9 protein-coding genes and 1 tRNA gene are annotated in these 14,222 nt (G+C 56.8%); 9 read left to right on the top strand and 1 reads right to left on the bottom strand.

Annotation, left to right across the window (positions count from 1 at the left end):
• The first annotated feature begins 5 nt into the window (after positions 1-5).
• From ACFSO0_RS19245 to ACFSO0_RS19235, 3 genes are all read left to right on the top strand, one after another.
• Positions 6-1,424, top strand: coding sequence for an aldehyde dehydrogenase family protein (locus ACFSO0_RS19245; protein ID WP_376883160.1), 1,419 nt, complete (start codon positions 6-8; stop codon positions 1,422-1,424).
• A gap of 184 nt (positions 1,425-1,608) precedes the next feature.
• Positions 1,609-1,697, top strand: a tRNA-Ser gene (locus ACFSO0_RS19240).
• Between the two features lie 533 nt (positions 1,698-2,230).
• Positions 2,231-3,802 carry an acyl-CoA synthetase gene (locus tag ACFSO0_RS19235; RefSeq protein WP_376883158.1) on the top strand — a complete coding sequence of 524 codons (1,572 nt, stop codon included), beginning with the start codon at positions 2,231-2,233 and terminating at the stop codon, positions 3,800-3,802.
• Positions 3,803-3,894: 92 nt separating this feature from the next.
• Here the strand turns inward: ACFSO0_RS19235 and ACFSO0_RS19230 are convergent, their stop codons facing one another.
• Positions 3,895-6,009: an exo-beta-N-acetylmuramidase NamZ domain-containing protein gene (locus tag ACFSO0_RS19230; protein ID WP_376883156.1), complete on the bottom strand. Its 2,115-nt coding sequence runs from the start codon at positions 6,007-6,009 to the stop codon at positions 3,895-3,897.
• Between the two features lie 277 nt (positions 6,010-6,286).
• Between ACFSO0_RS19230 and ACFSO0_RS19225 the strand changes: the two genes are divergently transcribed.
• The 6 genes from ACFSO0_RS19225 (at position 6,287) to ACFSO0_RS19200 (ending at position 14,199) form a co-directional block, all read left to right on the top strand.
• Complete coding sequence (locus ACFSO0_RS19225) at positions 6,287-7,066, top strand: copper amine oxidase N-terminal domain-containing protein (protein WP_376883154.1); 780 nt, start codon at positions 6,287-6,289, stop codon at positions 7,064-7,066.
• A 64-nt stretch (positions 7,067-7,130) separates the two neighbouring features.
• Positions 7,131-7,754, top strand: a complete 624-nt coding sequence (locus ACFSO0_RS19220) for a sporulation protein (RefSeq protein ID WP_376883152.1) — start codon at positions 7,131-7,133, stop codon at positions 7,752-7,754.
• A gap of 120 nt (positions 7,755-7,874) precedes the next feature.
• Positions 7,875-11,075, top strand: coding sequence for an AfsR/SARP family transcriptional regulator (locus ACFSO0_RS19215; RefSeq protein ID WP_376883150.1), 3,201 nt, complete (start codon positions 7,875-7,877; stop codon positions 11,073-11,075).
• Positions 11,076-11,206: 131 nt separating this feature from the next.
• Entirely contained in the window at positions 11,207-11,785 is a 579-nt protein-coding gene (locus tag ACFSO0_RS19210; RefSeq protein ID WP_376883148.1) for a TetR/AcrR family transcriptional regulator, read from the top strand.
• Positions 11,786-11,840: 55 nt separating this feature from the next.
• Positions 11,841-13,031 carry an HlyD family secretion protein gene (locus ACFSO0_RS19205; protein ID WP_376883146.1) on the top strand — a complete coding sequence of 397 codons (1,191 nt, stop codon included), beginning with the start codon at positions 11,841-11,843 and terminating at the stop codon, positions 13,029-13,031.
• Complete coding sequence (locus ACFSO0_RS19200) at positions 13,024-14,199, top strand: ABC transporter permease (RefSeq protein ID WP_376883144.1); 1,176 nt, start codon at positions 13,024-13,026, stop codon at positions 14,197-14,199. The genes ACFSO0_RS19205 and ACFSO0_RS19200 overlap by 8 nt, the downstream gene beginning before the upstream one ends.
• The last annotated feature ends 23 nt before the right edge of the window (positions 14,200-14,222 follow it).

The following is a 14,222-nucleotide window of genomic DNA, read 5'->3' as shown; positions in this document are numbered from 1 at the left end:
TGGCCATGAAGAAACAATGCTTTATCGGCGGTAGGTGGGTGCCGACAGCCGAGTACGCCGCGTTGTATGCTCCTTATAGCGGCGAGGAAATCGCCCAAATCCCGCTGGCGGACGCCGAGACGGTGAAAAAGGCGATAGACGCTGCCGAAGAAGCTGCGGCAGTCATGCGCCGGATGCCTGCCTATCAGCGGGCGGCGATTCTGGAAAAAATCTCTCGCCTGATGGATGAAAGACTGGAGGAGGCCGCCAGAATCATCGCGCTGGAAGCCGGCAAGCCGATCAAGACGGCGAGGGGCGAGGTGATCCGCACCATACAGACCTACAAGTTCGCAGCCGAGGAAGCGAAGCGCATTCACGGGGAGACGCTGTCGCTGGATGCAGCGATCGGAGGGGAAGGCAGACTGGCTTACACCGTGCGCGAGCCGCTCGGGGTGGTCGGCGCGATTACGCCGTTTAACTTCCCGATGAACCTCGTGGCGCACAAGGTAGGGCCAGCATTGGCTGCAGGCAATGCCGTCGTCCTGAAACCGGCTTCCCAAACGCCGCTGTCTGCCTTTTTCCTGGCCGAGATCGCTGAGCAGGCAGGAGTGCCCGCTGGCGCATTGAACGTGGTGACAGGAAGCGGCGCGTCCGTCGGCGACCTCTTGGTGACCGACCCGCGCGTAAAAGCGCTGACCTTCACCGGAAGTCCTGCCGTCGGGATCGACATCCGCAACCGCGCAGGACTGAAACGGGTGACGCTGGAGCTCGGCTCGAACTCGGCGGTCATCATCGACCGCGACGTCAATCTCGACGAGGTCATTCCCCGCTGTATCTTCGGCGCTTTTGCCTACTCCGGACAAGTGTGCATTTCCGTCCAGCGCATTTACGTTGTCAAAGAACGCTTTGCGGAGTTCGTCAGCAAGTTCGTGGCAGAGACGAAAAAGCTGCGCGGGGGAGATTCCTTGTCCGAGGACGCAGACTATTCCGCCATGATCAGCCCGCGTGAGACGGAGCGAGCTGTTGCCTGGATCGAAGAAGCGAAGCAGCAGGGGGCTCGCGTGGAGTGCGGCGGAGAAGTGGTTGGACGCATGCTGCAGCCGACGGTCTTGACCGGGGTGCCCGCAGAGGCAAAGGTGTCTTGCCAGGAAGTGTTTGGACCTGTAGTGCTGGTCAACGCGGTCGAATCCGTCCAGGAGGCAATCGCGCTCGTCAACGACTCCCGCTACGGCCTGCAGGCAGGGATCTACACGAACAACCTTGGCCTCGCCCTGCAAGCCGCCGACGAGCTGCATGTCGGCGGAGTGATGATCAACGATATTCCTACTTTCCGCGTGGACCATATGCCGTACGGAGGCGTCAAGGAAAGCGGGATGGGACGCGAAGGGGTCAAGTATGCAATCGAGGAGCTGACCGAGCTGAAGCTTGTCGTGCTGAAAAAGTAGACCGATTCGCCTGAGAAGCGCCTGGCTGCCGCTCCCCCGGAGAGGAGCCAGGCCATACTTGTTCAGACCAAGAATGGAACAGAATACCCGATCCCGTACAAGTGCAGTGTCGCATTTTCCAATCTGTGGAGCGAACTTGTCAGCTACCGGATCGCTGTGCTATACTAAGACTTGTTCAAAATGTGGAGGGATACCGAAGTGGTCATAACGGGGCGGTCTTGAAAACCGTTAGAGTGCAAGCTCACGCGGGTTCGAATCCTGCTCCCTCCGCCATACTTTTCGCAGATATACGTTCCGTTCGGGGAGGCCACTGTGCTTTCCCAGCGGGACGTTTTTGATTTTGTCCGCCTTACCGGAAAATGCGTAAAACTCCCTCTGATTCCATCATTTACTTGTGGAACCAGCAGTTCTCTGGATGCATAATGGGTTTGTAAGGAAATCATCATCTAGTACAAACATTTGGGGAACTTGCGGCGGACGAATCTGTGCAGAGAGTCGCCGCTATTTTTTTGCCTGTACCTTGGGCTTGTGTGTCCAGTCGTGCAAGGATTTGCGGGCGGCTTTTTCGGCAGTGCTGCGGCAGGGCACCGTATTTTTCCTGAAAATCCAGCAACATCAATGTCGATGAATCTTTCATAATGGTATATCCTGTACGTAAGGACTCGATTGTTTCTTGGGGCCCCGCGGCAGCTTCAATAATGCAGACGAAGCTGCCGTCTTTTTTGCTCTAAAATATCAGAAAATAAATACAATACAGATAATTGTTGCTATACTAGAAGAAAAAACTGGTAGGGGGCATGCGACCGATGATCGAAGCCAAAAGGGTCAGGAGAAATACGCTGGGGGACATTTTGCGGCGAAGTCATGCAAGGTATCCCGACAAAACCGCGTTGCGATTTGAGGAGGAAGTGCTTACATACCGCGAACTGGATCGCATCGTCAACCGGACTGCGAATGCCCTGATCGCAATGGGACTGCAAAAAGGTGAGCGGGCGGCTGTCCTGTCCCGCAACTCCATGGACTTTGTCATCCTCAATTTTGCCTTGGCCAAGGCAGGCATTATCATGGTACCGATCAACTTCATGCTGAACAAGGACGACGTGGCGTTTATCCTGGGGCATGCGGAAGCGGCTGCCGTCTTTGCCGCGCCCGAATTTCGCGAAATTGCCGAACAGGCTGTCGTATTGTCGGGGGTAGCGCCTCGGCTCAAGTCGCTCATTTCCAGGCCAGCTGCCCGGACAGGGGAATGGCTGCCGCTTCGCGAGCTGATCGCGGGCGCGAGCGACGACGAGCCAGATGTCGACCTCGACGACGAGGATGTCGCCCATATATTGTACACCAGCGGCACGGAATCCAGGCCAAAAGGGGTCATGCTCACCCACAAGAGCATCATCTCCGAATATGTCAGCACGATTATCGACGGCGACATGAAGGCGGATGACGTAGCCGTTCACGCGCTGCCGCTGTTCCACAGCGCCCAGCTGCACTGCTTTTTGGGGCCATACATTTATTTGGGGGGAAGCGGTATCATTCTGGAGCAGGCGACTCCGGCACTGCTGCTGGAGGCGGTGGAGGCCCTCCAGGCGACCCAGCTGTTTTGCCCGCCGACGGTCTGGATTGCGCTGCTGCGTTCGCCTGATTTTGCCTCGCGCAATCTTGGTTCCTTGAAGAAATGCTATTACGGTGCGGCGATCATGCCTGTCGAAGTGCTGAAGGAGCTGAATCAGCGACTGCCCAATGCACGGTTCTACAACTTCTACGGCCAGACGGAGGTAGCTCCGCTCGCCACGGTGCTTGGGCCGGATGAGCAGATCCGCAAGGCGGGTTCGGCCGGGAAGCCTGCCCTCAATGTGGAGACGAAAATCGTGGACGACGAAGGAAACGAAGTGCCGCGCGGCAGCATCGGCGAAATCGTACACCGGACCAGCCACGCCATGATCGGCTACTACCGCGATCCGGAAAAGACGCAGGCCGCCTTTTTCGGCGGATGGTTCCACAGCGGAGATTTGGGGATCATGGACGAGGAAGGATACATTACCGTAGTCGACCGGAAAAAAGATATGATCAAGTCAGGGGGAGAAAACATAGCGAGCCGGGAAGTGGAGGAAGTGATCTACCTGCATCCGAAGGTGTCCGAGGCAGCGGTCATCGGCATTCCACATCCGTACTGGATCGAAGCGGTTACGGCAGTCGTCGTGCCGAAAGCAGGCGAGGTCTTGACCGAGGAGGAGATACTCGTTTTTTGCAAGGAGCGGCTCTCCACCTTCAAGGCGCCGAAATACGTCGTGATCGCCGACAATTTGCCGCGCAATCCGAGCGGAAAAATTTTGAAACGGGAGCTGCGCCAACGCTATGAGGTTCTCGCCACGCAGCAATAAAAAAGCAAACCAATAAAAAATCGAAACAGAAAAATCCCGCTCGACGGTCTGGATGGCCGGGAGCGGACTTTTTACGTGCAGCAGGTGAGCCATTATTTGACGGTGGATACCGTCGGATGGTCGGGCCGGATGACGTCGAACCGGTAGCCTTTGGACTTCAGGAAGGTAATGATCTCCGGCAGCGCCTGGGCAGTAGGAGACTTGGTGCTTGAGTCGTGCATCAGGATGACGATTTCTTTCTGGTTCTTCACTTGCTGCTTGATGTTGGCGATTGCGCTGGCAGCAGTGTATTTGTTGCTTCTCGCGTCTCCGTTGGTCACATTCCAGTCGATGAAGATGTAGTGGCGATTGGCCGCTTCCGCCTTGATGGCATTCATCACGGGATTGGCGAGGCTGTACTGCTTGGCGTCCTGATACTTGTGGCTGACCGTATTCGTACTGCCGCCGGGATAGCGGAACAGGGTCGGTTTGATCCCCGACGCTTTTTCGATCAGCTGGTTTCCCTTTTCCAGATCGGCGAAAAATGCCTCCTTGGTTTTGTACACGATGCTGTAATCGTGAGAGTAGGTATGTCCGCCGATCGCGTGCCCTTCGGCAACAGTGCGCTTGAGAATGGCTTCATGTCCCGGAACATTGCGTCCGACGATAAAGAACGTTGCCTTGATTCCGAATTTTTTCAATGTATCGAGCACGTGCGGCGTCACGGCAGATGGTCCGTCGTCAAAGGTCAGATACGCCACCTTGTCTGTTGCAGGTTTGGCAACAGGCGGCTTGACGGCTGGCTTGCCTGCGGGCGGCTTGGCAGCTGGCTGTGCCGGTTTGACCGCAGTCGGCGCCGGTGTTGCACCAGACTGAGCGGGTTTGGCTCCCGGAGTTGCTGGAGCGGTGCCAGGTTGAGCAGGTTTTGTTCCGGTCTGCACTGGTTTGTCACTTGGCTGCACGGGATTGGCCTCTCCCTTCGCGCCCGCCTGCGGCACAGCAGCAGCCTTGCTCTTGATCGGCAGCAGCGGCAGATATGGCTCGTCACCGTAGATCAGGTACGGTTTGCGCAGCTCTTTGAATGCAGCAAGCTGATCGGCGTAGAGGGCTTCCAGGTCTTGCGGACTCTTTTCCTGCGCCAGCGCTTCGCTGATTTTTGCGGCTCCCATCGTCCGGTCCAAGAGCGAAATTTCCGTGTCCGTGCTCTGGGGAACGGGGAAGTGGCCAAGCTGCCGCGCATAAGCCAGGATGTACATGCCCGTTTTGACCGGGTTGTACAGATGGACATTCATGATTTGCAGCTTCACTCCCCCAGCGCCATTGCGGGTGTCGGGCAAGAATACCACCCCTGGCAAGAGGCTGGCATTGAGAGCATCCGCAAAGCGGTTGGCATCGATCCCTTCGCCGCCGATCCAGGAAAAGTCGTCAGCGACCAAAAGAGAGGTCCCGTCGGCGATGCCTGTTGCCAGGGAATCAAACACGGCCGGCAATGTCCCGAGCTGCGGCGCATTCGGCGTCCATGCAAGACCCGTCTCCTGATACAGCATCGCGCGGGTATAGCCCTGCATGGGGACGACAGTCAGGTCTGCACCGATGTTGCGGTTGAAGAACAGAGCCAGCTCCCCGATGGTCATGCCGTGGGCAAGAGGCAGTGTGTCAGGTCCGATGGAGGAGCGAAGCGGCGCTTCCAGTACAGGGCCGTCGACCAGCTGCCCTCCCAGCGGATTGGGACGATCCAGAACGATGACCGGTTTGCCCTGTTTTGCTGCGGCTGACAGGCAATCGTACAGGTTCGTAATGTAAGGGTTCGTGCGTGCCCCGGTATCTTGCAGGTCGACGAGCAGCACATCCACATGTTCAAACACATCCGAGGGCTCCTTCTTCGCTGCGTTCCAATCGTAAACGGGGATGCCGTATACAGGGTGGATGGAAGGAGTCACCTCCTGGCTGGCAGGGGTCTTGCCGTCAAGGCCGTATTCAGGGGCGATGAGGGCTGCGAGCGTGACGCTGCGATCGCGTCGAAGTTGGTCGATCGTACTCGTTCCCTGGCTGTTAACGCCGGTCTGGTTTGTCAGCAGGCCGACTTTCTTGCCTTCGATCAAGGAGTGGAATTGCTCGAACAGCACATCGCTGCCTAGTTGGATGGCAGCTGTGTTCGCGGAACTTCCGCCCGGAGGAATCATGCAAAAAATAAGTGCGAGGATGAGGAAAGGAATTATTTTTTTCATCGTCTTTGCCTCTTTCAAATGAAAAATGACAGCGGTGTATGTTCATTGTAACGGTTTTTGTCTGCATGTTGGTTTCATTTTTGTAACAATTTGAAAATAGTTCAAAGGGCATAGTTCGACAGGAGTCGGAAATCCAGTTTTTTCCATTTGTCTGCTGCCGGGACAGCTCTTACAATGGGCGTTGCGTCTGTTTCTTGCAGTCGGATCGCTTGCATCGGCCAACTACCTATAGTAGATTTAGAAACGTGCGAATCTTTTTTGAAAAGGAGTGGACCAAATGCTAAAAAAATTAGCCTCGCTCGTCCTGACCATCGCGCTCGTGCCAGCAGCCGCTTTCTCTGCTTCCGCCGCTGCGGCGCCAGCTGCGATTAAGGTGGAATACAACCAAAAGGCGATTGCATTCCCAGACCAAAAGCCGGTGATCCGCGAGAGCCGTACTTTGGTGCCGATCCGTCCGATCGCAGAAACCCTTGGCTTTGATGTCGAATGGAACGAACAAACACGGACAGTGACGATCAACAAAGGCACGAACAACGTCCGCCTGGTCGTGACACAAAAAATCGCCAGGAAAAACGGACAAACCATCAATCTGGACGTCCCGGCGCAAATCATCAACCAGCGCACCATGGTGCCCGTCCGTTTTATCGCAGAAGCGCTCGATTACAAAGTAGACTGGAATCAGGCTTCCCAGACTGTACTGATTTCGGACATGCCATCCGCAGAGAACACAGCGACAACCGAAACGCCAAAAGACAACACCACGGTGCAAAAGCCGGATACATCGGCAAATGAAGCCAAGCTGATCGACCGTTCCACAGTGAAAGGAAAAACGTTTGCCATCGCTACGATCGGTCTGTACCGGGTCAGCGGACAAGTGGAGCCGGGCAGCGATCTCGTCATCACGCTGGAGGACAAGTCCTTTGAAGTAGAGGTCAATTCCGACGGTACGTTTGAATTCAATCACGACACGTACGACGGCATCCGCACCTTTACGCTGAAAGCCGAAAAAGACGGTAAGCAAGACGTGTACGAAGGCGAATTTGTCAGCAATAATTAGGAAAGCGTTTCGTGAGTAAGAACACCTCCTGCACAACACACTATGTGCAAGGAGGTGTTTTTTGTTGAGGCGAATTCAGGCGGGGATATGTGCTGCATTGCTGCTCGCAGGCTCACTGGCAGGTTGTTCTCCAAACAAAGAACAAGGCGCGGAGGACAAAAACGGGAACCAGGCGAAGTTCGAATCGTTCGGAATCAACTATCGCAACGACAATGCCGGCATGGATAAGGGGCCGGCCGCGATGATCAGCCAAAAGTACATGCATCAGCGCGAGCCCCATCTGGTCTCTTTGCTGGAAAGACATGCGGAAAAAATTCCCGGCGTGGTCGACATCAAAGTGCTGGCGTTCAAGGACACGCTGCTGGTCGGGGTCCTGCCGCTCGACACGCCAAAGCCGGATGAAGTGAATCCAAAACCGTCGATCCCGCACACGCCGGGCGCTATCATCCGCAACGACAACGGCCATACGGATGCGCTGCAAAAACGCGTGGTCGACCGGATGAGGGTGCGGCTGCAGACCGAAACCCGCTACAACATCATGTACGTCTCGACAAATCGCGCGCTTTACGACAGGATTGCGGATTTGCACGAGCGGATCATGCGCGGCGAGCCGGTCAGCAACGAGGAATTTCAAGTGCTGATCAACGACATGGGCTACACGCACAAAGGGTACAACCTGGTTGACTGACGAAGCTCCACCTGGACGTCCGGGTGGGCTTTTTGTCGTTTGCGCCTGTCGAGGCAGGAAATTCGGGCGAAAAGAGGGAAATAAAGAAGGAGAGAAGGAGAACGGCGAGGAGTGCAATTCATGAAAACACCGCAGATTTCGATCACCAAAATCACCCCGCCCAGACCGAAGCCGTACGTGCTGCGGCGTCCCACCCTGGCCAAAAAGCTGCGTCTGTTGGCGCACGTCCCGTTTTGCGTGGTACACGCAGCGACCGGCTACGGAAAAACGACGTCCGTTGCGGCGTACCTGGGTGATGCCCGGCTCGAATCCAGCTGGTATTTCGTGGACGAAGCAGATGGGGAACTGGCTGTTTTTTTGCACGGCCTTGTGGAAAGTATGCGGCGAGTTCATCCGGGGTTCGGCCAGTCGCTCCTAAGCAGCCTAAGCGAAGCTGCTTTTGGGGAGCTGGACCCTCATCGTATGGCAGAGCTGTTCGTCAGAGATTGGCTGCAGCTAAATGCAGACCGCGATCATTTGCTCGTATTGGATGATTTTCATGGGATACCAAAGGAAGGTCCTGTCGAAGCATTTGTCAGGAGACTGACAGGGCAGCTTCCCCATCATCTGAAGCTGATGATCCTGACGCGGCACCGATTGGTCTGGCCGGAGCTGGAGTTGTGGAAAGCGCGTGGGGAGTGCCTGTCTGTGGACACAGCGGATTTGACCTTTTCCCGCGAAGACAGCGAAGCGCTTTTTCAGGATGAGTACGACGTCTGGCTGACCGCGGAGGAGTGGGACCGCGTGGATCAAGTGACGCGGGGCTGGGCCCAGTCGCTGCGTTTTCTGGGCGAGAAGATAGCGAGCGGAACCTCTGTCGCAGACAGCCTGCGTGATTTGACCCGCCTGGTGCATTTGCTCGAGGCAGAAGTGTGGAATCGGCTGGAGGAGGGGGCGCAGCAGTTTTTGATGAAATGCGCCGTACTTGAACAGTTTGAAGAAGCAGATTGCCTGCAGATTATCGGGGAGAACGGCGTGGAGCAACTGGCGCAGGCCAACCAGCAAAATCTGTTCCTGCTGCCAGGCGCAAGCGGCACCTACTCCTTTCACCCGCTGTTCCAGCGTCTGCTGGCGAGCAAGCTGGCTTCGCACAGCGAGCTGTATGGACAGGTGAACGAAACTGCCGCGCTCTGGTATCGGAGCAAAGGAGAGGAAGGCAAGGCGTTCGAGCATTTGCAGCACGCGGAAAAATGGGGTGTTCTGGGAGAGTGGCTCTGCCAGTCATCCGAGCGTTTGCTGACGGACGGGAAACTGGATGTCCTGTACCATTGGATCACGCTGCTGCCGGACGCGGTCAAGGAGGAGAAGCACTGGCTCTGGTTTTATCAGGCAGAGGTGGAGCGCTATCGCTGTCATTACGTCAAGTCGTTTCGCTCGTACCAGCGTTTTCTCGATCTGTGCGCTGGCAAGCACGATCTGGTCGGACAATGCCGCGGACTGGAAGGGATGGCCCGCGTCCATCTCGACAGCGTCCAGGGCGACCGGGCGGAGACGTTGCTCAAGCAGGCGATCGCGCTCCTGCCACCTGCCGAGCAGGGACAGGAAATGGCCCCGCGCCTCTACCGGGTGCTGGCAGAAATCTACACCAACCGGGGAGACGCGAAGCAGGCGGCGGAATGGTACAAAAAAAGCCAGGAGCTGGAGCAAATGACAGAGGTGGAGCTGGAGTCGCGCCTGCTGTTTCGGACGGGCAGGCTGCAGTCTTCCATACAGCTCTTGGAAAAGAAATCGCTCGCGGAGCGCACTCTCCATCCCAAGCTGACTCGCTCCTATCGGGAAACGTCGCTGCTGCTCGCCTTTGTCTACGCGCTGAACGGAGATTGGGAGCGGGGCTGGCAAGCGGCGGAGACGGCGATCGAGCTGGGACGGGCGGCTCATTCGCCGTTCGTGGAGGCAAACGGCTACGTGCGCAAAGCCCATGCCGCGCTGATCGGTCAGCGGCTGCCCGCAGAAGAGATTCGCCAGCTCTACGAAAAAGGGCTGACGATGATGGAAGAGCTTCAGTCGACGCGCGGAAAGTCCGAGACGCTGCTCGGGCTGACGCTGCTCCACGGACGGGAAAAGGCGCTCGATCTCGCGCTGCAGTACGGGGAGAGAGGCAAGCAAGAGACGGAAGCGATGCAGGACGACTGGCTGAACAGCCTGGTGCGCATGGCGATCGGGATCGCCTACGCCGTATACGGCAGGGATAATGAGGCACAGGAAGTGTTCCGCGACTGTGCAGAGCGGCTTAGCCGATGCGGAGACAGCTTCGGCGTCGTGACCTGCCAGCTGTGGCTCAGTTTTTTGGCGTACCGCAGCAAGCAGTGGGATCTTTTCGTGCCGGCTGTCACCCAGGCGCTGTCGCTCATGCAATCCGGAGAGTACGACTTTCTCCTGCAGCGCCCGACCATGCTCACGCCGCAGGACGTCCAGCAACTCATGCCCGTCCTGCTTGAAGCGCAGCGGCGCCAGGTTTTCCCGGATTACGTCTCGCAGCTGCTGAACGATCTGGGCTTGCAAAACGTGACCTTCCATCCCGGGTATACGCTGCGAATCCAGACATTGGGACAGTTCCGTGTCTGGCTGGGCGAACACGAGCTTAGCGAAAAAGCGTGGCAGCGCGGCACGGCCAAGCTGTTGTTCCAGCTCTTGTTGACCAGAAGGCAGCATCTGCTGGCGCGGGAAGAGATCATAAACAGGCTGTGGGCAGACAGTGACGAGGAATCTGCCATCCGCGACTTCAAGGTGGCGCTGAACGCCCTGAACAAGGCGCTGGAGCCCAATCGCACGGCGCGGGCCGAGACGTTTTTCATCCAGCGGCACGGCAGCTCCTACGGATTTAACCTCGCATCGGGCTATCATATCGATGTCGAGGAGTTCGAGAAGCTGGTAACGGACGGCTTCGCCCAGGAAGACCCGGCGCAGGCGGCTGTCCTGCTGGAAAAAGGACTGACGTACTACCAGGGCGACTACCTGCCGGAGTGCCGCTACGACGACTGGTGCGTGGAGGAGCGGGAGCGTCTGCAGGCGCTGTTCCTGCGCGGAGCGGAAAAGCTGGCGAAAATCCGGCTGGAGGATGGACGGCTGGAGGACGTGATTCGCTGGTGCGAGGCGATCCTTAGGGTTGACGACTGTTGGGAGGAAGCGTACCGGCTGCTGATGACCGCCTATTACCGGCAGAACAATCGCAAGCAGGCGATTCGCTGGTACGAGAAATGCGTGGCCAAATTGCAGGAGCAGCTCGGTGTAAAGCCGCTGCCGGCTACGCAGGAGACGTACCGGGCCATCATGACGAGATAAGACCGCGACGCTGCGGTCTTTTTTTCTGCCCGCAAAGGATAACAGTGGCCGTCTTGACAAGACCAGGCAGTGGATTTACACTGTTTTTGTACTGACTAGTCAGTTCAAATAACCGGAGGAGGACGGATGTGATGTCCATTTCCAAAAAAGACCAGATTGCACAGGGGGCATTGACTGCCTTCTCCCAATTCGGATTCAGCGAAACCTCGATGGATCAGATCGCGGAAGTGTCGCAGGTCGCCAAGGGGACGCTCTACTACCATTTTTCCACCAAGGAAGAGCTGTTTTTGTACGTCATTGAAAAAGGCGTGAAGATGCTGATTTACCATGTCGACAGTGTCATGCAAAAGGAAGAGCTGTCATTGGAAGACCGCATGATGAGTGTGTTGGATGAGCATCTTCGCTTCTTTTCCGAGAACCAGGAGCTTTGCTTTCTGCTGCTTAGCTTCTTTACCGGCGACGAACAGCGGGATCAGATGGTCGGCAGACTGTTGACCGGATATTTTGAGACGATGGAAAACTACATGACCGATTTGCAGCAAAAAGGCTACATTCGGGCCGATGCGGAAATTCGCACGCTCGCCTCTGCCTTGTTCGGCATGATCGGCTTTACCGTCCTGCGCAAGCAATTTCGCAAGGAACCGCTGCAAAGCGAGGCGGGCAGGCTGACGCTGCGCAATATGCTGGCAGGCATCTTGCGAAAACAATGACTTTGTTGGGGCAAGTGCACGGATTGACAATCACAGAAAAAAGAGGGGTTACCAGATGAAAAAACGGGCATGGATCGGGGTAGCTGGCTTCGTAGCCGGCATCGCAGTATTGGGAACGGCCTTGTTCGGGCCGGGAGCAGGGAATGTCTCCGGACAGCGGGCAGACAAAATCTCAGGTGTGATCGAGGGGACGGAGATCGACCTGTCCTTCAAGATGGGGGGTTCCATCGAGCAACTGACGGTAGCAGAGGGCGATGAGGTGAAAGCCGGGCAGCTCCTCGCCACGCTGAACAGCGAAGAGCTGCTGGCGAAAAAGGAGCAGGCAGAAGCGGCCTACCGTCTGGCCCAGGTCAAACTGGAGCAGGCGAAAAAAGGCGTGTCCCTGACTGACAATACGAACGAGGCGCAGATCGAACAGGCGCAGGCGGTCGTCAGCTCGGCCCAGGCGCAGCTCGAAGCGAACAAGAACGGAGCGCGCGCGGAGGAGATCACCCAACTCAAAGCGAAAGTGCAGGCGACCGAAACGGCGAAGCAGATCGCCGCATCCAATCTGCAGCGGATGGAGAAGCTGCTCGCGGAAGGGGCGGTGCCGCAGGTAAATGTCGATGAAGCCCGGATGCAGTACGAGCAGGCGGCGGCGGAATACAAAGCTGCCACCGAATCGCTGAAAATGGCGCAGTCCGGCGCGCGCCGCGAGCAGGTAGACGCTGCGCAGGCACAGCTCGATCAGGCGAAGGCCGCTTACAATCAGGCGGTAGCGGCGAAAGGGCAGGTCGGTTTGAAGGAGCTGGACGTAAAGCAGGCTGAGGCAGGCGTGCAGCAGGCAAAAGGCGCGCTGGCCGAGATCGAGGCGTATTTGCACAATGCGAAGCTGACCGCGCCCGCTGACGGGATCGTCAAGTCGGTAGCCGTGCAAAAAGGCGAGCTGGTGGCGCAAGGCTTTACAGTCCTGACCATCCAGACGAAAGCAGACAACTTCGTGAAATTTTACGTCAATGAATACGCGCTGTCTTCCGTCAAGGCAGGCGATACGGTCAAACTGTACGTGCCGGCTCTGAAGCGCGATGTGGAAGCGAAAGTGGCCACCGTGGCGCCTGCGGCTGACTTTGCCGTGAAAAAAGCGACGCAGGAGCTGGGCGACCGCGACATCCGCTCCTTCCAGGTGAAAATGCTCGTCGCAGATGCAGATTTGCGACCCGGCCTTACGGTAGAGTGGAACATCGAAGGGGCTGATAGCGGTGAATAATTTCTCCCGCCTCTTTTGGGGCGAATGGCAAAACCTATTTACCAACAAAACCATTCGCAACATCATTTTCATCGTTCCGCTGCTGTACTTGACATTGTTCGGCTTCCTTTACGGGGAGAAAAAAGTGATGCACATCCCCACGGTAATGGTCGACGCAGACCAGACAGAGCTGAGTCGGGAGCTGTACCGCGCCTTTGAGGCTGACCAGACGTTTGCGATCAGCGCCATCGTCGGGACAGAGGAAGAAGCGATGAAGCAGATCGATCAAGGCGAGGCGAACGTCGCCCTGATCATCCCGGCTGATCTGGAGAAGAACGTCAAGGCAGGAAGGGAAGCCGAGGTGCTGACGGTCATCGACGGCAGCAACATGATGATCTCCAACACGGCAGTACGGGCCGCGAATACAGTCGTCAAGTCGGTCTCTGCAGGGGCGACGCTCAAGAAGCTGGAGGCGCACGGCGGCTGGGGGGAGGAAGGGAAGAACCTGTACACTGGCATCGACTACCGCTACCGTGTGCTGTACAATCCGACGTTCAGCTACATGTCCTTTATGGTGTTCGGCCTGGCCGGAACCGTATTGCAGCAAGTCCTGTTTCTGGGCATTGCGATCTCCGTCACCCAGCAAAAAGAGGCGGGCACCTGGCGTAACACGATGGAAAACTACAGCTTCTGGGCGATTACCGCAAGCAAGCTGCTGCCGTATTTCCTGGCAGGAACGCTCAACATGTTCCTTGGCTTTACGCTGCTGCTGAAGGTGTTCGGCATCCCGTACTACGGCAGCACCGTGCATCTCATGCTCGTCGCCAGCGCGTTCAATCTGGCGGTCCTGTCCATCGGGTATGCGATCTCGTTTTTCTCCAAGGACCAGCTGCAGGCGACGCAAATCGCCATGCTCATCGCCGTTCCTTCCTTTATGCTGTCCGGCTTTACCTGGCCGTTCATATCGATGCCGGCTGGGGTGGAGGCGATTGGAAAATCTTTACCGCTGACCTATTTTCTGCATGGCGTGAGGGAAATTTTAACCAAGGGACACGGACTTGCGCAAGTCTCCTCCGATATGCTCGTCCTCTGCCTGATGGCCGTTCTGGGTCTGTTCGCAGCCTATCTCACCTACCTTGGGCAAACGAGAAAGAAAACGTCCCCTGCGCGTGAATCGGCGGCGGTTTAGAGGGAAATTTGTAGAAAAGAAAA

Origin of the sequence: Brevibacillus sp. GCM10020057 (assembly GCF_042683565.1) — a bacterium.
Lineage (GTDB): Bacteria > Bacillota > Bacilli > Brevibacillales > Brevibacillaceae > Brevibacillus.
Note: the sequence above shows the minus strand (reverse complement) of the source record. Positions and strands in the feature narration are given on the sequence as shown.